General features: G+C 63.7%; 18 protein-coding genes. 12 read left to right on the plus strand and 6 right to left on the minus strand.

Annotated features, from left to right (window positions below):
* Positions 1 to 2 precede the first annotated feature (2 nt).
* The 3 genes from AC04PH_RS05195 to AC04PH_RS05205 form a co-directional block, all read right to left on the minus strand.
* Complete coding sequence (locus AC04PH_RS05195; protein WP_483064679.1) at positions 3 to 182, minus strand: PLD nuclease N-terminal domain-containing protein; 180 nt, start codon at positions 180 to 182, stop codon at positions 3 to 5.
* A 125-nt stretch (positions 183 to 307) separates the two neighbouring features.
* Positions 308 to 493, minus strand: a complete 186-nt coding sequence (locus tag AC04PH_RS05200) for a PLDc N-terminal domain-containing protein (RefSeq protein ID WP_483064680.1) — start codon at positions 491 to 493, stop codon at positions 308 to 310.
* A 69-nt stretch (positions 494 to 562) separates the two neighbouring features.
* On the minus strand, positions 563 to 982 hold the full coding sequence (locus tag AC04PH_RS05205) for a tellurite resistance TerB family protein (protein WP_483064681.1): 420 nt from the start codon (positions 980 to 982) through the stop codon (positions 563 to 565).
* A 111-nt stretch (positions 983 to 1,093) separates the two neighbouring features.
* Here AC04PH_RS05205 and AC04PH_RS05210 point away from each other — a divergent pair, with 111 nt between their 5' ends.
* The 6 genes from AC04PH_RS05210 to AC04PH_RS05235 all read left to right on the plus strand — a co-directional run bounded on the left by AC04PH_RS05210 (position 1,094) and on the right by AC04PH_RS05235 (position 6,854).
* The gene (locus AC04PH_RS05210; protein WP_483064682.1) at positions 1,094 to 2,665 is read left to right on the plus strand and encodes a lysine--tRNA ligase; all 1,572 of its coding nucleotides are present in this window, start codon (positions 1,094 to 1,096) and stop codon (positions 2,663 to 2,665) included.
* Positions 2,666 to 2,713: 48 nt separating this feature from the next.
* Entirely contained in the window at positions 2,714 to 3,064 is a 351-nt protein-coding gene (locus tag AC04PH_RS05215) for a hypothetical protein (RefSeq protein WP_483064683.1), read from the plus strand.
* 54 nt (positions 3,065 to 3,118) lie between these two features.
* On the plus strand, positions 3,119 to 3,535 hold the full coding sequence (locus tag AC04PH_RS05220) for a DUF4864 domain-containing protein (protein ID WP_483064684.1): 417 nt from the start codon (positions 3,119 to 3,121) through the stop codon (positions 3,533 to 3,535).
* A 167-nt stretch (positions 3,536 to 3,702) separates the two neighbouring features.
* Positions 3,703 to 5,991 carry a glycosyl hydrolase family 28-related protein gene (locus AC04PH_RS05225; protein WP_483064685.1) on the plus strand — a complete coding sequence of 763 codons (2,289 nt, stop codon included), beginning with the start codon at positions 3,703 to 3,705 and terminating at the stop codon, positions 5,989 to 5,991.
* A gap of 187 nt (positions 5,992 to 6,178) precedes the next feature.
* Positions 6,179 to 6,403: a DUF1127 domain-containing protein gene (locus AC04PH_RS05230; RefSeq protein ID WP_483064686.1), complete on the plus strand. Its 225-nt coding sequence runs from the start codon at positions 6,179 to 6,181 to the stop codon at positions 6,401 to 6,403.
* A 43-nt stretch (positions 6,404 to 6,446) separates the two neighbouring features.
* A complete protein-coding gene (locus AC04PH_RS05235; protein WP_483064687.1) occupies positions 6,447 to 6,854 on the plus strand; it encodes a DUF3995 domain-containing protein in 408 nt (135 codons plus the stop codon).
* Here AC04PH_RS05235 and AC04PH_RS05240 read toward each other — a convergent pair.
* A complete protein-coding gene (locus AC04PH_RS05240; RefSeq protein WP_483064688.1) occupies positions 6,841 to 7,347 on the minus strand; it encodes a YdcF family protein in 507 nt (168 codons plus the stop codon). The genes AC04PH_RS05235 and AC04PH_RS05240 overlap by 14 nt on opposite strands.
* Before the next feature lie 181 nt (positions 7,348 to 7,528).
* On the opposite strand from AC04PH_RS05240, the gene acs reads away from it, so the two are divergent.
* The 6 genes from acs to AC04PH_RS05270 all read left to right on the plus strand — a co-directional run bounded on the left by acs (position 7,529) and on the right by AC04PH_RS05270 (position 15,360).
* Positions 7,529 to 9,490 carry an acetate--CoA ligase gene (gene acs, locus AC04PH_RS05245; protein ID WP_483064689.1) on the plus strand — a complete coding sequence of 654 codons (1,962 nt, stop codon included), beginning with the start codon at positions 7,529 to 7,531 and terminating at the stop codon, positions 9,488 to 9,490.
* Between the two features lie 308 nt (positions 9,491 to 9,798).
* Entirely contained in the window at positions 9,799 to 11,430 is a 1,632-nt protein-coding gene (locus AC04PH_RS05250; RefSeq protein WP_483064690.1) for a peptide ABC transporter substrate-binding protein, read from the plus strand.
* Between the two features lie 88 nt (positions 11,431 to 11,518).
* Complete coding sequence (gene oppB, locus AC04PH_RS05255; RefSeq protein ID WP_483064691.1) at positions 11,519 to 12,442, plus strand: oligopeptide ABC transporter permease OppB; 924 nt, start codon at positions 11,519 to 11,521, stop codon at positions 12,440 to 12,442.
* Positions 12,443 to 12,454: 12 nt separating this feature from the next.
* On the plus strand, positions 12,455 to 13,381 hold the full coding sequence (locus tag AC04PH_RS05260; protein WP_483064692.1) for an ABC transporter permease subunit: 927 nt from the start codon (positions 12,455 to 12,457) through the stop codon (positions 13,379 to 13,381).
* A gap of 3 nt (positions 13,382 to 13,384) precedes the next feature.
* Positions 13,385 to 14,353 carry an oligopeptide/dipeptide ABC transporter ATP-binding protein gene (locus AC04PH_RS05265; RefSeq protein WP_483064693.1) on the plus strand — a complete coding sequence of 323 codons (969 nt, stop codon included), beginning with the start codon at positions 13,385 to 13,387 and terminating at the stop codon, positions 14,351 to 14,353.
* Positions 14,353 to 15,360, plus strand: coding sequence for an oligopeptide/dipeptide ABC transporter ATP-binding protein (locus AC04PH_RS05270; protein ID WP_483064694.1), 1,008 nt, complete (start codon positions 14,353 to 14,355; stop codon positions 15,358 to 15,360). The genes AC04PH_RS05265 and AC04PH_RS05270 overlap by 1 nt, the downstream gene beginning before the upstream one ends.
* Before the next feature lie 210 nt (positions 15,361 to 15,570).
* On the opposite strand, the gene AC04PH_RS05275 is transcribed toward AC04PH_RS05270, so the two are convergent.
* The gene (locus tag AC04PH_RS05275; protein WP_483064695.1) at positions 15,571 to 20,331 is read right to left on the minus strand and encodes a translocation/assembly module TamB domain-containing protein; all 4,761 of its coding nucleotides are present in this window, start codon (positions 20,329 to 20,331) and stop codon (positions 15,571 to 15,573) included.
* Positions 20,328 to 22,076, minus strand: a complete 1,749-nt coding sequence (locus AC04PH_RS05280; protein WP_483064696.1) for an autotransporter assembly complex protein TamA — start codon at positions 22,074 to 22,076, stop codon at positions 20,328 to 20,330. The genes AC04PH_RS05275 and AC04PH_RS05280 overlap by 4 nt, the downstream gene beginning before the upstream one ends.
* Positions 22,077 to 22,138 lie beyond the last annotated feature (62 nt).

Here is a 22,138-nt window from a genome sequence, read left to right on the forward strand (position 1 = left end):
GCTCAGGTCGCCTTCGCGCGGGGCCCTGCAAGAAGCCAGATGATCAATCCCAGGATCGGCAGGGCGAAAATCACGAAAATCCAGATCGGCTTTTCCGGTTGCGCGATGTTCGCCTGCAAGACCTGATAGGCCGCGTAGATATTGGCCAGAATCAACGCGAGACCCATAAATCCGAATGCCATGATGCTCTCCCTCTCAAATTGCGATGCCGCGCAGGCGGCGGTTTCGGTCATGGGAGTTAACGGACGTTTGCGACGAAAAAAGGGCGACCCGAAGGCCGCCCTTTTCAATGTATCATTGGCTGACGTCAGACGTTTACGGCTTTGCCGCGCGGTCCGGCGAGCAGCCAGATGATCAGACCCACGACGGGCAGCACGACGATCACAAGTGTCCAGATCAGCTTTTCGGCGGTGCCGGTGCGTGACGTCCAAACCTGGTAAATGGCATAGAGGTCGGCGATCAGGATGATGAGTCCCAGAAGTCCATATTCCATTTTCAATCTCCGTTATGCGTGTTTCACGGAGATAACGTAGCGGTCACAAAATCGTTCCTGATCCTGTGCCTAAAGCGTCAGGTGGCGCGCCCGCGATCCACGCTCGATCGCGGCGGCATGCAGCCTGTCGAGCGCAAGTTCGTCGCGGATTTCCTCCAGCATCCGCGCCTCGGCCCCGTCGATCACACCATCGGCGGCCGCCACGTCGCAGGCCAGCGCGTAGGCCGTCTCGAACAGGCGTTCGGGCAGCGTCGCGCGGATCAGCGCGAACAGTCGCTCAAGCCCGTCTTCCTGTTCAAGCAGGTCGAACACGACATTGCTGACGCGGGGCAGGTGCGCCTCGTCATAACCGGCAAAGACCGGCAGCATGTTGATCGCATTGCTGATCTTGACCAGTTCGGCGGTGCGGATATCGGAATCAGAGGCCGACACGGCGATCATCAATGCCACGAGGGCATCGGGTGCGGTCAACGGCGTGTCGTGCGACATGGGAAAATCCTTTCAACTCTTCCCGTGGATTTATTGACCCTTGCACCGCCGCGCAATAGGGAGAGCCGGTTATCGGCGCCCCTGCGCCTTCATTCCGGATGAGAGATCGACATGACCAATCTGCGCGATGCTGCAATGACCTCCAAGGCCTGGCCTTTCGAAGAGGCGCGGCGTCTGCTGAAACGGTATGAAAAGGCACCGCCCGAAAAGGGCTACGTGCTGTTTGAAACCGGATACGGTCCGTCCGGTCTGCCGCATATCGGCACCTTCGGTGAGGTCAGTCGCACCACGATGATCCGTCGCGCGTTCGAGATGATCTCCGACATCCCGACCAAGCTGATCTGCTTTTCCGACGACGTTGACGGGATGCGCAAGGTGCCGGGCAACGTGCCCAACCCGGAATTGCTGGTGCAGCATCTGCAGCGCCCGCTGACCCGCGTGCCCGACCCGTTCGGCACGCATGAAAGTTTCGGTCATCACAACAACGCACGGCTTCGCACCTTCCTGGATACCTTCGGGTTCCAGTATGATTTCATCAGCGCGACGGAGTTCTACGGCTCTGGCCAGTTCGATGACGTCCTCCTTCGCGCCTGCGAAAAGTACAACGAAATCATGGCCGTGATGCTGAAATCTCTGCGCGATGAGCGGCGCGAGACCTATTCGATCTTCCTGCCGATCCATCCTGAAAGCGGGCGGGTGATGTATGTGCCCATGAAGCATGTGGATGCCAAGAACGGCACGATTACATTCGATGACGAAACCGGCGATGAAATGACGCTGCCCGTCACCGGCGGCAATGTGAAACTGCAGTGGAAGCCCGATTTCGGCGCGCGCTGGGCCGCGCTCGATGTCGATTTCGAGATGTACGGCAAGGACCACAGCACCAACACGCCGATTTACGACCGTATTTGCGAAATCCTGGGCGGGCGTAAGCCGGAGCATTTCACTTACGAGTTGTTCCTTGACGCCGATGGTCACAAGATTTCCAAGACCTCCGGCAACGGGCTGACCATCGACGAATGGCTGACCTATGCCGCGACCGAAAGCCTGTCGTATTTCATGTATCTCAAGCCCAAGACCGCCAAGCGGATGCACTTCGACGTGATCCCCAAGGCGGTGGACGAGTATCACCAGCAGCTGCGCGCCTACCCGACGCAGGACGCGGCGGGCAAATGCAACAACCCGGTGCTGCATATCCACGGACAGGACGTGCCGGAATCGGACATGGTCGTGCCCTTCGCGATGCTGCTCAACCTCGCCTCCGTTTCAGGGGCCGAGGAGAAAGACGCGCTGTGGGGCTTTATCCGGCGATACGCCCCCGATGCATCGCCCGAAACACATCCGCAGCTGGATCAGGCTGCGGGCTTTGCCGTGCGCTATTACCATGATTTCGTGAAGCCGGCGAAAGTCTATCGTGCGCCGACGGCCCAGGAACGGGTTGCTTTGCAGGATCTGGCGGACCGGCTGGTGGTGTGGGATGGCGGGCTGGATGCCGAAGCCCTGCAGACGATGGTATTCGCCGTCGGCAAGGACCATGGCTTCGACCCGCTGCGCACATGGTTCACGGCACTCTACGAGGTACTGCTGGGCGCATCGCAGGGGCCGCGTTTCGGCGGGTTCATCGCACTTTACGGCGTCGATGAAACCATCGCCCTGATCGACGACGCGCTGGCCAAGGCCTGACACGACACAAGAAACGTGATAGACATGGCCAAGCAAAGGAGCCCTGCCATGTCTTTCGATCGTGCTGCGGTGGTGTCGGTCTATGACGATCTGATCAGCGCGCATCCCGATGTGCAGCGCAAGGGCAAGACCTCTGCCTATACCGCCCTGAACGGCAATATGTTCAGCTTCGTCGGACCCGACGGCGAAATGTGCATCCGCCTGTCGCGTGACGATATCGTGGCTTATGGCGCGGATCACGACAACAGTCCGGTGCTGCGGCACGGCGCGGTGATGAACGGCTATGTCGCTGTGTCGCAGGCGTTGCTGGACGACAGGGACGCGCTTGCGGCGTGGTTCGCGCGGTCCGTCGCTTTTGCCCGCACCCTCAAGCCAAAGGCGACGACGCGCCGGAAATGAAACCATATTTGCCCGGCGACCGTATCTAGTGAAAGACGCACCCGGGAGGACGACATGCGCAGTTTACTGATTTTGATCTTGGCGATCTGGAGTTTCGCGGCCGTCGCCGCGCGCGCGCAGGACGACGCGACGCCGTCAGCCGCAATTGAAAACGTCATCTCCAGCCAGCTCGACGCCTTCAACGACCGCGATGTCGAAACCGCCTGGACTTTCGCCAGCCCGTTCATTCAGGGCATTTTCGGCAACCCGCAGAATTTCGGCCAGATGGTCGAACGCGGTTATCCGATGGTCTGGGACAACGATGCCGTGCGCTTTCTGGAACTGCGAGAGGTCAACGGACGCCCGATGCAGAAGATCATGCTCCGCGATTCCGACGGGAACGTGCATTTCCTCGAATACGAAATGATCGAAACCGGCGACGGCTGGCAGATCAACGGCGTCGCACTGGTCGAGGCGGATTTGTCGGCCTGATCCCGTTGCCCGCGCCACCGCGCGGTGGCCCAAGACCAGACTAACCATTCGCAGCTTATCCCATTGCACGATTGCCCGGCGCGACGGCCGGGCGACGATGTAATGTGGTGCTGTCGTGCAGCGCAGGCTTCCTGCATGACGGCGCACCCCAAACAAAGGGATATGCGATGAACAAGGCAATCACTGATGGAGTCGTGCTTATGCCGCTGCCGTTCGCAGCGGGTCTTGGCGTCTGGTCCCGCGAGGACGGCACACCGGGCACCGAAACCTATGCGACAGCGACGACGGCGGCGTTCGTGTCCGCCGATCAGGACTTCGGCGGCTGTCTTGAACTGCAAAAGGATGCCAGCACAACGCGCGTCCGCTACATGGGCGAAACGCCGATCCTCGAAGGCTGCTACCTGCGTGTGACCGCGCGGATCAAGGCGGTCGCCGGGGCGTTGCCGTCGGTGCGGATCGCTGGCTATCCGGGCCTGAACGCGGGCGGCAAAGCCACGGGCCTGACAGAAACCGGCCCCGCCACGCAACTCACCAGTTATGGCGAAATCGTCGAGGTCAGCGCGATCATAGGCACCGGCGCGCGCACCGGCGTCGATATGGTCTGGCTGCCCGCCGATTTCGGCCACTTCGGGATCGACCTGACAGGGCCGAGCGGTGGCGTCGTGCGGCTCGACGATCTGATCATCGAGGATATCACATCCGCCTTTCAGCGCGACATCATGTCGGTCGTCGACGTCAAGGATTTCGGCGCGATCGGCGACGGCGTCGCCGACGATTCCGCCGCGTTTGAGGCCGCGGATGCCGCCGCCAACGGACGCCGCGTGCTGGTGTCGGCGGGCACGTTCCGCCTGGCCGACGACGTCACCCTGCAAAGTCGCGTGATCTTCGAAGGCACCGTGACCCAGCCCGCCGCGAAACGCTTCATCCTGCAAACTGAATACGATTATCAAACCTATGTCGATGCGTTCGGCGACGAGGAGATCGCCCTGCGCAAGGCCTATCAGGCGCTGATCAACTTCTCCGACCACGATTCGCTGAACCTGAACGGGCGACGCATCACCCTGACCGAACCGTTCGATGTGCAGGCCGCCGACCCGCAGCGCACGGTCTTCGCCACACGCCGGGTGATCCGCAACGGCCAGATACGTGCCGCCGCCGGGCCTGCCTGGGACACGACGCAGGTGACCTCCGCCGCCTCATACTCCGCCAGCCAGGCGACGCGGCTCAGCAACGTGACGAACATCGCCAACATTCCCGTGGGGTCGCTGGTCGAAGGCGCGGGCGTCGGACGCGAGGTTTACGTGGCCGCCGTCAACGTCGGCCAGAAGGTCATCACCCTCAGCCAACCGCTCTTCGATGCCGTCGGCACCCAGACCTATACGTTCAAGCGGTTCAAATATCTGCTGGATTTCTCCGGCTACGACAGCCTTAGCCAATTCGTGCTGGATGATATCGAATTCCAGTGCGAGGGCGAGGCATCGGGCATCATGATCGCGCCCGCCGGTCTGACGTTCCATCTGCGCGACTGTTTCGTGACCAAGCCCAAGGACCGGGGCCTGACCTCCATCGGCAACGGCTGTCAGGGCATGATGCTGGATCGCTGCCAGTTCATCTCGAACGAGCAGGCGCTGCCGGTCCCGGCGCGCACGACCATCGCCTTCAACGCCAATGCCAACGACGTGAAGATCCGCGACAACCGCGTCGCACTCTTCAAGCACTTCTGCGTGCTGGCGGGCACCGGCGGGCTGATCAACGGCAATCACTGGTTCCACGGCGACAGCGATACCAATGCCGTGCGCAAGGGCGGGATCATCCTGACCTCGCCCAACTGCATGACGGCGATCACCGGCAATTACATCGACAACAACTTCATCGAACTGTCCAACGAACACGACGCCACGCCGGCGCTGGGCAACCAGCTGTCGTTCGGCGGGCTGACCATGACAGGCAATGTCTTTACCGCGCTGGGGGCCGCCGACTGGTTCAACTTCATCGTCGTGAAACCGCACGGGTCCGGGCATTTTGTGCACGGGTTGACGGTGACCGGCAACGTGTTCCGCGCAATCAACGGCAACATCCGCCGGATTGACCACGTCGATACCACCTTCGCCGATCTCGACTATACCCGGATGCGTGCCATCAATTTCGCCAACAACACGTTCAACGGCGTGGACGAGCCGGTCTATAACCCGGCGCAACTGGTGCACACCCAATCGGCCGCAGCCAAGACCTGGCAGGCCGACACGGATTCCAACATGCCCTTCGGCGGCCAGGCCCGTTTCGTCGATAGCTTCATCGCAGAAGGCGCGATCAGGGACGGGTCGAACGCGGATGTCTTCGACCTGCCGTATTTTCAGGGCAATCAGGGCGCGGACAAGCAATCGGTGGCTTTTACCTTCAGCAAACCGGTGAAGGGCAAGGCGCGTTACGCCGTGCGGATGGACAACCCGCTCTGACGGTCAGCTAAATCCGTAATGAAAAACGGGGTGTCCACGCGCCCCGTTTATTTGTGCGCCATCCCATGCGCGAACCGCATGACGGGGTTGCGCAGGCGTGCGTTGCGGCGCGGTCGCGTGGTTGCCATCTATAGCAGTGCAAGAGGGGGGAGGCCGAAGCAAAACCAATGAACCCAAGAGGCTGAAAATGACATCCCTTCCCAACTCCCACATCATCACCTACCGCGAAATCCTCGTCGATATCGCAACCGTACCGTTCCGCGCCCTTGGCCGGATGATCGTATGGATGACGAACAACAACGGCCGCGCACAGACTGTCGCGCAACTGAACGCGATCTCTGACGAACAGCTGGCAGCACAGGGCCTGACCCGCGCAGACGCCGTGCGCCGCGCCTTCAGCATCTACTACTGATCGCGCAGCGGCGGCCGTTTCGCCGAAATGCTAGACTGGGCGCATGGTGATTCTCTGTGCCCTCGTCTCCGCCGCTCTGGTCATTCTGGCCGCCATCCACGTGTTGTGGGGCTGCGGTTACTGGTTTCCGATCCGTGACGAACGCCGCCTTGTCGCCACCGTCGTCGGCGCGCGCGGGGCGGAACGGATGCCCGGGCCGATCCCCTGCGGCGTGGTCGCGGCGGGCCTGCTGGTCGTCGCCATCGCGGTCTGGGCCGCCCCGGGCTTCTGGCGCAACGCGATCATCGGCAGTTTTGCCCTGCTGCTGATCCTGCGCGGCATCCTCTCCTACGTCCCGCTCTGGCGCCGAATGACGCCGCAGCAGCCCTTCGCATGGCTGGACCGCAGACTATATGGGCCGTTGTGTCTGGCGCTTGGGGTCGGGCTGGGAGTGATTTTCATCTCTGCCTAGCGTCCAATGCCCCGCGCCAGCGCATCCAGTAGAGCCGCACGGCATAGGCGGGCAGGGCGAAAACCTCGCGCAGATGCTGCCGCACCTGCGTCGGGAGATGCGTGCCGCGCAGGCTCGGGCTGTCGACCGTGGCGCGCACCCCCAACACCTGGGCCACCAGCCGCGCGCGGGGGCCGTGATAGCTGTCGGTCACGATGGTGACGCGCGTGATCCCGTGCTCCCGAAGCAGCGGCAAGGCGAAACGCAGGTTTTCCAGCGTCGTGGTGGATTGCTCCTCCAGTAGAATGTGTGCCCCCGGCATACCGTGGCCGCGCAGAATGTCGGCAATGGCGGCGGCCTCGGTCGGCGGATGCTGGCCCATCCCGCCGCAGGCGATGACCTTCGCGAAGTCGCCCTGCACCCAGACCCGCGCCGCATGATCCGCCCGCCGCCGCAACGTGGGCGACGGGCCGTCCGGCCAGACGGCGGCTCCAAGAACGATCAGGGCTTTCATGGCTGATGGCTACGACTGCGACACTTGTTGGGCCACCCACTCAATTTGTAAAATTCTTCACCACGACGCCACGACTACAAGCGGGAATTTACAAAAACTGCCGCTTTCCCGCGCACCGATGCTTGGCATCCGTGCAATTCTGCCCATGATACGGGCGAAACGAAGTCGGGAGGGACCAGCCATGTCAGAGCAAGCCAAAACCTATCCACCGTCAGCAGAGGTTGCCGCCGCAGCGCATGCCGACAAGGCCACCTATGACAAGATGTATGCCGATTCCATCGCCGATCCGGATGCCTTCTGGGCCGAACATGGCAAGCGCATCGACTGGATCAAACCCTTCACGAAGGTTCGCGAGGCGAGCTTTGCGCCCGGCAATGTCGACATCAAATGGTTCGCGGACGGCACGCTCAACGTCTCGGCCAACTGCATCGACAGGCACCTGCCGACGCGGGGCGACCAGACCGCGATCATCTGGGAACCGGACGATCCAAAAGCGGACTCCCAGCACATCACCTACAACCAGTTGCACGCACATGTCTGCAAGTTGGCCAACGTCCTGAAGGGCATGGGCGTGGCCAAGGGCGACCGTGTCGTGATCTACATGCCGATGATCCCGCAAGCCGCCTACGCGATGCTCGCCTGCGCGCGGATCGGGGCGATCCACTCCATCGTGTTCGCAGGGTTCTCGCCCGACGCTCTCGCCGCCCGTGTGAACGGGTCCGAGGCCAAGGTCGTCATCACCGCCGACGAAGCCCCGCGCGGTGGCAAAAACACCCCGCTCAAGGTCAATGCCGACAAGGCCTTCGACAAGATCACGGTCGACACGAAGATGCTGGTCGTCAAACGCACCGGCGGCGACATCACCATGCAGGATGGCCGCGACGTCTGGTTGCACGAGGCAGAGGCCAATGTCGCCGATGATTGCCCGCCCGAAGAGATGAATGCCGAGGATCCGCTGTTCATCCTCTACACCTCCGGCTCCACCGGCCAGCCCAAGGGCGTGGTACACACCACCGGCGGCTACATCGTCTATGCCTCGATGACGCACCAATACACCTTCGACTATCACGACGGTGACATCTTCTGGTGCACGGCGGACGTGGGCTGGGTCACGGGCCACAGCTATATCGTCTACGGCCCGCTCGCCAACGGTGCCACCACGCTGATGTTCGAAGGCGTGCCGACATACCCCGATGCGGGCCGCTTCTGGCAGGTCTGCGAGGAACACAAGGTCAATCAGTTCTACACCGCCCCCACCGCCATTCGCGCGCTGATGGGGCAGGGGAACGAGTGGGTCGAAAAATACGATCTGTCATCTCTCAAGGTGCTTGGCACCGTGGGAGAGCCGATCAACCCGGAGGCGTGGAATTGGTATCATACGGTCGTCGGTGGCGGAAACGTCCCCATCGTCGATACCTGGTGGCAGACCGAAACCGGCGGGCATCTGCTGACCCCACTGCCCGGTGCCACGACGACGAAACCCGGCTCCGCGACCCTGCCGTTCTTCGGGATCGAACCCGTGATCCTCGAACCCACCACCGGTGAGGAACAGACCGAAACCGCCGCCGAGGGCGTGCTTTGCATCAAATCCAGCTGGCCCGCGCAGATGCGCACGGTCTGGGGCGATCACGAGCGGTTCGAGAAGACCTATTTCGCCGACTACAAGGGCTATTATTTCACCGGTGACGGCTGCCGCCGCGACGAAGACGGCTACTACTGGATCACCGGCCGCGTCGATGACGTGATCAACGTCTCCGGTCACCGCATGGGCACGGCAGAGGTCGAAAGCGCGCTGGTGGCCCACCCCAAGGTGGCCGAGGCCGCCGTCGTCGGCTATCCGCACAAGGTCAAGGGGCAGGGCATCTATGCCTACGTCACGCTTATGGGCGAGCAGGAACCTAGCGACGAGCTGCGCAAGGAGCTTGAAACCTGGGTCCGCTCCGAAATCGGCCCCATCGCCAAGCCCGACCTGATCCAGTGGGCGCCGGGCCTGCCCAAAACCCGCTCCGGCAAGATCATGCGCCGTATTCTGCGCAAGATCGCCGAGGACGATTTCGGCGCGCTGGGCGACACGTCGACGCTGGCCGATCCGGCGGTGGTGGACGATCTGATCGACAACCGGATGAACCGCAGCGACGCCTGAGCAGATGAAGCCGGGGGCGAAATGCCCCCGCGCGGCCATTGCGAATCGATCTGTCGAACCGGGCGGTCATATGCGCGCGACGGAGGCCCGGCGCTGCACTATGCGCAAACATCGGTCAGAATGTCAGATTATTGCGTCATGCTGTGCAATGCGGCGAACTTTTGAATCTCCCGTGGCGTCAAGCCAAAAAGCGGCTTGCCATTTCCGTGCCGCCACAAAATGATACCCCATCAACACGCGCATGACGTGTGAAGACAACCGACAACGCGGGCGCCACGATCACGCGCCCCATGCAAGGGAGTATCCAAATGACATTGATGAACACTTTCAAAGCGACGACCGCTCTGGTCCTGCTCGGCACCGGTGCGGCCTATGCCGACGCCCACGCCACCCATCCCGAAACCGGCGAAACGCTGGCCACAGACCAGACCTTTATCTACCGCGTCGGCGACGAAAGCCCGTCGTTCGATCCCGGCCTTGTCGAAGACGTCGACGGCTCCAAGATCGTCCGCGACCTGTTCGAGGGTCTGATGAACCAGGATGCCGACGGTAACCTCGTCCCCGGTGTCGCAACCGACTACGAAGTGTCCGACGACGGCATGACCTTCACCTTCAACCTGCGTGACGACGCGAAATGGTCGAACGGCGATCCCGTGACCGCAGGTGATTTCGTCTATGCCTGGCGCCGCGCCGCATCGCCCGAACTGGCCTCGCCTTACAGCTGGTATATGGAACTGATGTCGATCGAGAACGGTGCAGCCGTCATCGCCGGTGACATGCCGATCGAGGAACTGGGCGTCACCGCAGTCGACGACACGACGCTCGAGGTCCGTCTGTCGCAGCCGCTGCCGTATTTCGCGCAGATGGTCGTGCACGGCACCACCTTCCCCGTCCATCAGGCCACTGTGGAAGAGCACGGCTCCGAATGGACGCGCCCCGAAAACATCGTCTCCAACGGGGCCTACGTCCTGTCCGAGCATGTGCCGCAGGAGCGTCTGACCCGCGTGCGCAACGAAATGTACTGGGACAACGAGAACACGATCATCGAGGAAGTGACCGCACTGGTCATTACCGATGAAAACACAGCCTTGACCCGTTATCTGGCGGGCGAGCTTGACAAGACCCAGGTCCCCGCAGGGCAGTTCCCGCGCTTGTCGGCTGAATATCCCGAACAGGCCGTGTCCGTGCCGGAGGCATGTTCCTACTACTACACCATCAACATGACCGACACCGGTAACCCCGCGCTGCAGGACCAGAACGTGCGTCAGGCCCTGTCGATGGCGATTGACCGCGACGTGATCACCGAGGCCGTGCTGGCCGGTGGTCAGAAGCCGGCCTACACCTTCACCCACTGGGCGACCGCCGGGTTCGAGACACCCTCCATCGGCTATGCCGACATGACCCAGGAAGATCGCAACGCGCGCGCTGCCGAACTGATGGCTGAGGCTGGCTACGGCTCCGACAACCCGCTGTCGATCAGCCTGATCTACAACACGTCCGAGGCGCACAAATCCGTCGCCATCGCCGTGTCGCAGATGTGGAAGCAGACGCTGGGCGTCGAAACCGAACTGGGCAACCAGGAATGGCAGACCTTCCTCGAAACCCGCGGCAACCAGGACTATGAAATCGCCCGTGCCGGCTGGTGCGCCGACTACAACGAGGCATCGACCTTCCTGGACCTGATGCAGTCCGACTCCGGTTACAACGACGCGAAGTATGAAAACGCCCGCGTCGATGAACTGCTGGCCGAGGCAAAGACCTCGGACAACCCGCAGGCCGCCTATACCGAGGTCGAGCAGATCATCGCCGAGGAAATGCCCATCATTCCGATCTACCACTATGCGGCCGTCGACATGATCGCCGAGGATCTGGAAGGCTGGCCCTACAATAACTTCCAGCAGAACAACTACTCCAAGGATCTTTACAAGATCGCCGAGTAACCTGGCGGTGTAACGCCCACGCGGCCCCGGAACCGATCCGGGGCCGCGATTGTTCTATTCGCATCCCTCATGCGTGGACCCATGACACATGCTTAGCTTTATCGTCCGACGCCTTGCCGTCGCGATCCCGACGCTGTTGATCCTCGTGATCCTGTCGTTCGTGCTGATGTATTCCGCTCCCGGTGGCCCGTTCAATTCCGAACGTCCGCTGCCGCCCGAAGTGCTCGCGAATATCGAGGCGAAATACGGTCTCGACCAACCTTTCTGGAAACAGATCGTCAGTTATGTCTGGGGCGTCGTCACGCAATTCGATTTCGGTCCGTCCTTTCAATACAAGAGCCAGTCGGTCAACGACGTGATCGCGCAGGGTTTTCCTGTCACACTGACCTACGGTTTCTGGTCCTTCGCGCTGGCCGCAATCGTCGGCGTATCGCTGGGGATCGCCGCAGCCCTCAAGCAGAACTCCTGGCTCGATTACCTCGCCGTCGGCTTCACCGTCGGTGCGCAGGTGCTGCCGAACTTCGTCATGGCCCCGATCCTCGTGCTGATCTTCACGCTCTGGCTCGGCTGGCTGCCCGGCGGCGGCTGGAACGGCGGGGCGTGGGAAAACCTCGTGATGCCGGTGATCGCGCTCTCCACCTCCTACATGGCGTCCATCGCGCGGATCACGCGGTCCTCAATGCTGGAAACGCTCAACACCAACTTTATCCGCACCGCACAGGCCAAGGGCCTGCCGATGCGGCGCGTGATCTGGAAACACGCGTTCAAGCCCACGATCCTGCCGGTGCTGTCCTATCTGGGGCCGACATTCGTGTTCATGATCACCGGTTCCGTCGTGATCGACATCTTCTTTTCCACCGGCGGGATCGGCCAATTCTTCGTGAACTCCGCCTTCAACCGGGACTACTCTGTCATCATGGGCATCACCATTCTGGTGGGTACGCTCACGATCCTGTTCAACCTCGCGGTCGACATCCTCTACGCCTGGATCGACCCGAAAATCCGCTATTAGGGGGGACGGCTCATGTTACCCAATGCAGCAAGTGTCGAAAGCGTCGGCGAGGCCGCCCAACTGGCCGAAGTGCAGGGCCGCTCGCTCTGGGCCGACGCCCGCAAGCGGTTCTTTCGCAACAAGGCCGCGGTGGTCTCTCTCTTCATCCTCGCCTTCATCGCCGCCTTCGCGATCTTCGGCAGCTTCATCGCACAGTACGAACGCGACGCGATCGACTTCACCCTGATGGGGGCCAACGCGTTCAAGGGCGTCCCCTCGTTCGAGACCGGTCACTACTTCGGCACCGATTCATCGGGGCGTGATCTCTTTGCCCGCGTCGTGCAGGGGACCGGTATTTCGCTGATGGTCGGTATCGTCGGATCGCTGGTGGCTGTCATCGTCGGCACGCTCTACGGTGCCATCGCGGGCTACTACGGCGGACGGGTCGACAACATCATGATGCGGGTGGTCGACGTGCTGATGTCGATCCCCTTCATGTTCGTGCTGATCCTGATGCTGGTGATCTTCGGCCGCTCCATCTTCATGCTGTTTCTGGGCATCGGCCTGATTTCCTGGCTCGACATGGCGCGGATCGCGCGGGGCCAGACCCTGACCATCAAGAACAAGGAATTCGTCGAGGTCGCCCACGCCATCGGCGTCAACCCGATGAAGATCATCCTGCGCCATATCGTGCCGAACCTGCTGGGCATCGTCATCGTCTATGCGACGCTGCTGGTGCCTACGATGATTATCTTCGAGAGCTTCATCAGCTTCCTCGGCCTCGGCGTGCAGGAGCCCAACACCTCGCTCGGCGCGCTGATTTCCGAAGGGGCGGCGAATATGTCCTACGGCGTACTCTGGCAGCTGTTCTTCCCGCTCATTTTCTTCGTGCTGACCATCTTCGCCTTCTTCTTCGTCGGCGACGGTTTGCGCGACGCCCTTGACCCGAAAGACCGATAGATCATGAGCCTTTTGCAGATCGAGGATCTCACCGTCACCTTCACCACCAACGACGGCGACGTGAACGCCGTGAACGGTGTCAGCTTCGACGTGGGCGAACGCGAGACGCTGGCCATCGTCGGCGAAAGCGGGTCGGGCAAATCCCAGACCGCCTTCGCCACCATGGGCATCCTGGCCAAAAACGGCCGCTCCACCGGGCGTGCGCTGTTCGACGGCAAGGACCTGCTAACGATGCGTCGCAAGGACCTGAACCGGATCAGAAGCGAGGACATCGCGATGATTTTTCAGGACCCAATGACCTCGCTCAATCCCTACCTGAAAATCTCCGATCAGATGGCCGAGGTGCTGCAACTCCACAAGGGCATGTCGAAAAAGGACGCGGTGAACGAGGCGGCGAAGATGCTCGACGCTGTGAAAATCCCGGACGCCCGCAACCGGATCACCATGTATCCGCACGAGTTTTCCGGCGGGATGCGCCAGCGCATCATGATCGCCATGTCGCTCCTGTGCCAGCCGCGCCTGCTGATCGCGGATGAACCCACAACCGCGCTCGACGTGACGGTGCAGGCGCAGATCATGCAGCTTCTGGGTGACATCCGCGATGAATTCGGCACCGCCGTCATCCTGATCACCCACGATCTCGGCGTCGTCGCGGGCTTCTGCGACCGCACGCTGGTCATGTACGGCGGCCAGATCATGGAGGAAGGCCCGACAGAGGTCCTCTTCGAAAACCCCGCGCACCCCTATACCAGCGGGCTGTTGCAGGCCGTGCCCCGGCTCGACCGGGAAGACGGCGCGCTGGCCACCATCGCGGGCGAACCGCCCGATATGTCGCGCCTGCCCAAGGGCTGTCCGTTCTCGCCCCGCTGCGCGCAGGTCATGGATCACTGCCCGACAGTGCGCCCCGATCTTGAAAAATACGGCGATGCCCGCCGCCGCGCCTGCCACCTGAAGCCAGAGGAGGTCGCGTGATGGCCAATCCCATTCTCTCCGTGCAGGATCTGTCCGTCACTTTCGACGTGCGCAAACCCGGGTCCTGGCCCTGGACCGCGCCGAACAAGCTGCACGCGGTGTCCGAGATGTCTTTCGACCTCGAAGCCGGGCAATGCCTCGGCGTCGTCGGTGAAAGCGGCTCCGGCAAATCCACACTGGCCCGCGCCATCGTCGGCACCGTGCCGTCCTCCGGCGGCAGGATCATGTTCGAGGGCGCGGATCTGGCCAACATGGACACCCGCCAACGCCGCGTGCACCGCCGCGACGTGCAGATGATCTTTCAGGACCCGCTCGCAGCCCTCAATCCGCGCATGACGGTGGGCGAAATCATCGCCGAGCCGCTCATTACCCACGAACCCAAAACCCCGCGCAAGGACGTCAAGGCGCGTGTGCGCGAGTTGATGGAGCGGGTCGGTCTGCTGCCCAACCTCATCAACCGCTACCCGCACGAATTTTCCGGCGGGCAGTGCCAGCGTATCGGCATCGCCCGCGCGCTGATCCTGAAACCCAAGCTGGTGATCTGTGATGAACCCGTCTCCGCACTCGACGTGTCGGTGCAGGCGCAGGTGGTGAACCTGCTGATGGAACTGCAACGCGACATGGGCTTGTCGATGATCTTCATCGCGCATGATCTGTCCGTGGTGAAACATATCAGTGACCGGATCATCGTGATGTATCTGGGCCGCCAGATGGAGGTCGCCGACGCCAAGACGCTGACGACCCGCCCCGAACATCCCTACAGCCAGGCGCTGATCTCCTCGGTACCGATCCCCGATCCCAAGCTGGAAAAGGCGCGCGTGCGTCCCATACTGGAAGGCGAACTGCCGTCGCCTCTTGCACCCCCATCCGGCTGCGTGTTCCGCACCCGCTGTCCCAAGGCCCGCGCAAGCTGCGCCGCCGAGCGCCCACCGATGATCGACCTTGGCAACGGGCATGGCGTGGCCTGTCCCTACCACGAGGAACAGGACGTGCTGCAAACGGCCTGAAAGGCGAGACGCGCGGTTAAGATAACGTGAACGCGGCGTGCGGTCTTTGGATTCGTTGAAGAATCGCGCGATGGGTTTCGCATGCGAAATCTAAGATTCTAGGTAGTTCTGGCAGAACCGTTGCTTGGCGTCCGGAATGGCGGCGGAGTGCGCTGTCACTTTGCGGGCAAAGTGACAGCGCACCAGCCGAAAAAGCCTGCGCTTTTTCGGCTAGTAATCCCGTTCGAAGAAGATGCCGATGCTGGTTTCCCCGTCATCGTCCACCGTGCCCTTCGCCGTGATCTCGTCGGTGATATCGAGGTTGATGTTCACCTCCGTCGATCCGTCGCTGGACAGGGTCACGTCGGTATAGACGTTCTCGGCGATATAGGCACCGGCCCGCACGGCGGCGTTGCCGTCCTCGTCGGTCGTCACGTCCAGATCGTCCAGCCCGATATCCTGTCGGAACGTGTCGATCAGCCCGCCGCCGCCACGACCGGCAAGAGTGCCCACCGCTGCGGCCAGTTGCACCGCCTGCAGCGGGCTGATGTCGGCGATGTCACGGCCGAAGATCAGCTGTGCCAGCACCTCGTCCTGCGGCAGATCGGGGATGGATTCGAACGTGACTTCGGGTTCCGATGCCGGTCCCTCGACGATGATGTTGATCAGCGTGCCCGTCGCGGCCTCGGTCGTGGCGACCAGCCGCAGGTAGGGTTCGAAATCACCCTGCAGCGACGCGCGCCCCTCGGTCAGATCGAACCGCTGCTGCAGGATATCCAGCCGCCCGCGGATCAGGTCGAACTGGCCGATGGGCACGATGTTGGCGGTGGTGCCACCCAGCGTCAGCGTGCCGCCCAGTTCCGCGTCCAGTCCCCGCCCGCGCACGAAAATTCGCGACGGCGCGCTGATGACCAGGTCGATGGGATAGGCCACACCGCCGCCCCCGCTGGAGGCCGTCGCCGCAGCCTCGTTCGCACCGGCCCGCGCGATGGTCTGGCGCACCGCGCCGGATGCGCCGACATGCGTCACGTTGGGCAGGTCGCCCAGCGATCCGACGCCGGAGGAGGGCACCTGGATTTCCGTCGCGCCGACATCCAGCCGCCCGGAAATCCGCGCGCCGCCCGCCAGCGGGCCGCGCAGGTTGATCTGGCCCGCGACGGTGGTTTCGTAAAGCTCCGGATCGCGCAGCACGACCGTGTTCAGCCGCACCGTCACGTCGGCGTTGTTGCCGCCGCTCAACCCGATCGGCCCGGTCACGCTGACCGATCCGCCGCTGCTGACCTGTCCGGTGATGTTCACCTGTGCCGTCGCGCCGTTCAGCGTCACGCCGCCGTTCAGGTTTTCCAGCGCGATTTCCAGCGTCGGCGCGGTCAGCCGTGCGCCGTTCAGATCCACCCGACCGGACACCGATGAGAGTTCAGGTGGGCCGTTGACGCTCAGGTCGAAGGTCGCGGTGCCGTCGATCCGGCGCGGCTCCAGCGCCGCATTAGCAAGGCCCAGCGGCAACCGCCCGTTCACGTCCATGTCGAGCCGCCCGCTTTCGAAATACGCACCGTCCGCGCGCAGCGTGATGCCGCCCGGCCCGGTGCCGTCGGCGTTCACGTTCCAGACGCCCGCAGCGGTGCGACTGGCCGTGCCGGATGCCGTGACCGGCCCGCTGATCTGATCGGTGAACAGGCCGACATCGCGCAGGCGCGCGTCGAACTGCCCGCGCCCGGCACCGCCCGCGCGTCCGTCGAGCGATCCGGTCAGGCTGACGTTGGGTGTCTGCGCCGAGAAATCCCTGATCTGCAAACCGTCCGCCGTCTGGGCGATGCTGGCGCGCAGTGTGCCGAGACCGCGCAGGAGTTGATCCACCTGCGCGTTGCCGATTCCCAGATCGCGGGTTTCGATGCGAATGTCGGCGTCCGCACGGCTGAGATCGGTGAGCACGGAGCCGGTGACGGTGGCGTCGAACCCGCCGGAAATCGGCTGGCCTGTAAGCATCCGGTAGGGCCGCAGATCGTTGACGGAGGCGTTTGCGCTGCCCGCGACCTCGGTCGTTTCGGTATCGTATGTCGCGTCCACTGTCGCGTCGACGCCGGGTGCTGTCGCGTCCATGTCGACCGACCAGAGACCGTCGCGGCTGAGGCTCGCGGTGCCGGTCGCCGTCGCGGGGCCGCTGACACCCTGCGCGATCAGCCCGACGTCGCGCAGCCGCGCGTCGAATTGCCCGGTGCCGTCGCCATCCGCGCTTTCCAGCGAACCGACGACGGTGACGTTGGGATATTGTGCGTTCACCTGTTCGACCTGAAGGCCCTGTTCCGTCATCGCGGCGGTGGCCTGCAACGTGCCGTCACCGGCCAGCAGTGGATCGACGGACGGATTGCCGATGGCCAGATCGCTCGACGCCAGATCGACGGTTCCGTCAAATCGCGACAGGTCGGGCAGGGCGGTGCCGGTCACGCTCGCCTCGACCGATCCGGCCAGTGGCATGCCCACCAGATCGCGATAGACCGACAGGTCCGCGACGGCGGCGTCGAGGTCCCCGGTGATCTCGTTCGTGACGGCGGCGATCATCGCGTCGAGTGCGAAGGTCGTGCCGGGGCCGGTGCCGGTCACGTCGACGGTGGCGGCGCCGTCGGCAGCGCGCACGGCGTTGCCGCGCAGGCTGACCGGACCGTCGAGGTTCGCCACCACCTGTCCGGCGTCAGTCAGGGTGAAATCGAAGACGGCACTGGCCGGCCCTTCCGCGTCGTAGCCGGCATCGGCGCGCAGGCGCAGCGCCGGTGTATCGACGGCCAGATCCTGAATGCGGTAGATGCCGTCGCGCGGGCTGGCGGCGCTGACCGAAAGCGTGCCGGTCCCGTTCAGCAGGGTATCGACCTCCGGAATGCCGACCGCCAGATCGCGGGTTTCGGAAGCCAGTTCAAGATCGAAGCGCAGCCCGTCGGTGAGGACGATGCCGGACAAGGTCGCGTCGATCCCGCCGTCCAGATCGCGCCCCGCAAGTTCGGCAAAGGTGGACAGGTCGGCGATCGCGGCATCGACCGTCGCGGCGATGGACTGGCCGTCATTGCCCGCCGGTGTCGCCTCGCCCACCGCTGTGATCGTGGCGGAGGGGCCGGTGGCGGTGACGTCGAAATTCGTGACCAGCATGTCGTCGCGCTGTGCGTTGCCGACGAGCGTGACCGGGCCGGAAAGCTCTGGCACGACCAGCCCGATTTCGCGGATCGCCGCGTCGAAGCGCGCGTCACTGGCGCCGCTCGTCAGGTCCGCATCTGCGGTGATCGTGACCTCGTCGGTGATCACCGAAAGGGTTTCAAGCCGGGTGCCCGCGGTGTCGCGCACCACGCGGATGTCGATGTCACCGGTTCCGGCGAGCAGCGGATCGACTTGCGCTTCGCCGATTTTCAGATCGTTCGTCGCACCGGTGACCGCGACATCGAACATGCCGTCGAGGGGCAGGATTTCGCTCACGATCGTCAGCGCACCGTCACCGCCGAGGTCGCGGTCGGCGAGAGTGGAGAACCGGCTAAGGGTGGAGACCGTCAGATCGACATTGCTGGTGGTGCGAAAACCGTCGCCGCCGCCAGCGATCATCGCGTCGGCGGCCATTTCGATGCCGGGACCGGTCAGGGTCAGACGGGTGAGGTTGACCGGTCCGCCCTCTGTCCGGTTGGCCTGCAGGACGCCGGTAATCTCGTCACCCAAAGCCTCTGACATGCCCGCGTCATCCAGTTGTAGTCCGCGCGCGGCATAGGAGAAATCGGCGGTGACCTCGCCCGTGGCCGCGCCCTCGCCCGAGCGCAGGATGCCGCCACCCTGCAACGTGATCTCGCGGATCAGCAGGCCGGGCCGGTCGAAACCGGCGATGGTGAATTCGGCCGACCAGTCTTCGGACTGGCTGCCGTCATAACCGACCGCAAGGTTCACGCGATCTACATATGTCTTCTCTCCGGCCAGCGGCAGCAGCACGATGTCGCCCTCGCTGTCGGCGATGTTGCCGGTGAGCGACAGGCGCTCGGGCCAGCCCTGTGCACCGATCAGCGCGCTGCCTTTCAACTGCACGCTTTGCGCTTCCAGATCGAAGGTGGACAGGTCGAGCCGTCCGTCGGGCAGGGTGCGCCCTTCGGCCACCAATGCCACGTCGGGGCCGAAGAATTCCTGATATTCCGGCACCAGAAGCGGTGTCACGTCACCGCCGATATCCACGGCAAAGCTGCGCAGCCCCTCGGTTTCGATCAGCCGGACGTTTCCGGTGATCCGGTCGGTGCCGTCGGTGGCAAGCGTGATATCGGCGTCGTAGTCGTTCAGCGGCCCGGTGCCCTGCACCGTCAGGGCGACGGCGGGCGCGCCGGGCAGGTCGAGCAGGGTGGCGGCGATCCCGGCGGGGCCTTCCTCCAGCGCGAGATCGAGGCCGAGCACGCCGGTGGCGTTGCTGTAGGACCCGTCGATGGCAAAGCGGCCCAGATCGCCGTCAAGCCGCAGCGCCTCGACCGTCGCGGTGCCTTCGCCACCCGCCAATGATGCAGAACCGGTCAGGCTGATCGCGATTTCCTCGCCCAGGAAACTTTCGCCCAGTTCGATCCGGTCGATGTTCAGGATGCCCAGGTCGATGCTGACGGGCAGTTCGGGCAGGGAGAAGGGCTGCGCCTCGGGCGCGGGGGCGGTGCTGGCTTCGGTGATCGGCGCGCGTGCGACGATGATACGTTCGGCGCTCAGCTCCTCGACCTGCAACGCGCCGCGCAGCAGCGCGGAGCGGTTCCAGTCGAGCACCACGTCTTCGAGCGTCAGCCACACGCCGTCTTCGTCGGCGATGGTCATCACGTCGAGCGAGGCGGCGGAACTGAGCGCACCGCGGAAGCCGAGTATATTCACCTCGCGCCCCGCGCCCGAGAGATTATCCTCGATCAGGCGGGTGAGGTAACCCTTGTCCTCTTCCTCCTGATCCTGCGCGAGCGCGGGCAGGGGGGCGGTGGCGATGGCACAGGCGAGCAGAAGTTTCTTCAAAACGATTGTCCAATCCCGATGTAGATCTCGACGCGTTCGCCGGCATCGTCGCCGCTGGCCGGGGTGGCAATGTCCAGCCGGATCGGGCCGATGCCGGTGTTGTAGCGCAGGCCAAAGCCCGCGCCCGCCTGCCAGTCGCCGTCGTCCGTGGGGTTCGCGGTTTCGCCGACGTAGCCGACATCGTAGAAGCCGACGAGGCCGATGTTGTCGGTGACACCGACCCGCGCCTCCAGCTGTGCGCCCGCGAATGACAACCCGCCGGTGCGGATATCCTCGCCGCCGATCACCCGGTCGATGCCGAGCGACTGGAATTCCTGCCCGCGCACGGTGCCGCCGCCGCCGGAGTAGAACAGGTAATCCGCCGGTGCGGTGTCGAGCGACGCGCCGTAGACGCTGCCGAGTTGCCCGCGCGCGGCGAGCGTGACCCGGTCATCGGTGCCGAAGCTGCGATAGGCGCGGGCGTCGGCATAGAGCCGCGCGCCGTTGTCGCCGCCCTGGATGCTGATGAAGGGGGTTGCGTCGACGTCGATGTAGAAACCGGACTTGGGATCGGTCGTGCTGTCGCGGCGGTCGTATTCGGCGCTAAGCGGTGCGGTCAGCAGGATGTATTCACGTTCTCCCGCGTCCGAATCCTCGCGCGCGGCAAGAATGCCGAGGCCGCCGGAGATCGTGGTGTATTCGCCCAAAGGACGGGTCAGCACGCTTTCGATGGCGATCTGGTCGAGCAGGTAGTTGGGTTCGTCCAGCCGGCTGATCGACGCGGTGGTCAGGAAATCGGTGTCCGGCCCCCAGACGGCGGGGCGCCGCAGGCTGGCGGACAGCTTGTAGTCGGTGCCGCCGGTCTCGCCGCCGATGCCTGACACCTCTCCATCGACGCGGAACCGTTCGGCCCCGCCCAGAAAGTTGCGGTGCAGCCAGAAGGACGAGACGGTCAGCCCGTCCAGCGAGGAGAGTTCGACGCCGAAGCCGAAGCGGCGGGGCTTGGATTCGACCACCTGCACGGTGAAGGGCAGGGTGTTGTTAGGACCGATTTGTTCGGATTCCACCAGAGCGACGGAATCGAACGCACCGGTGCGGCGCAGGCGGTTCTCTGCGTCGTCGACCTCTTGCGGGGAATAGACGGCGCCGGTGGGCAGGCCTGCGATCTTAAGCAGGCGGCCGGTACGCACGTCCTCGTTGCCGCTGACGGTGAGCGCGCCGAAGGTCAGGCGCGGGCCGGGCGACAGGGCGACGGAGACGTCGAGGGTTTCCTGCGGGTGGCGGGCGACGATGTCCTGTCCCGCCGGTTCCACCTTGGCGTGGCCCGCCTCGCGCCAGGCGGTCGTCGCGGCCTGCACGCCCTGGCGGATCATGTCGGATTGTGCGGGCTCGCCGCTGGCGAAGCCCTCGGGCAGTTCGGTCTGCGGGGCGAGCGGGGCGATCTCGGCACGGCCAAAAGTAAAGCGCGGGCCGGGATTGACGTCGATGGCGACGGTGCCGATCCGCGACGGTGCGTCGAGCGGGGCAAGGCTCGATGCCTCGCGCCCGTCGACACGGATCGAGATCGTGCCGCCGTAGTAGCCGTCGGCGTAGAGCGCGGTCAGGATACGGCGATAATCGGCGCGGGCGGCGGCGATGTAGTCCTCTGGGGCGGGGTTTTCCTCGGGGTCGATGGCCAGCGACAGGGATGCGGCGCGCAGCAGATCCTGCAGATCCTCGTCGGCGGCGGGGGCGTTGAACTGCACCTCCTGGGCTGCAAGCGACATCGCCGTTACCGACAAAAACCCAGCCGCGCATGCGGCCCGAACATCTGGAAAAATCATAGCCT

It is taken from the genome of Yoonia sp. KMU-150 (assembly GCF_056858355.1).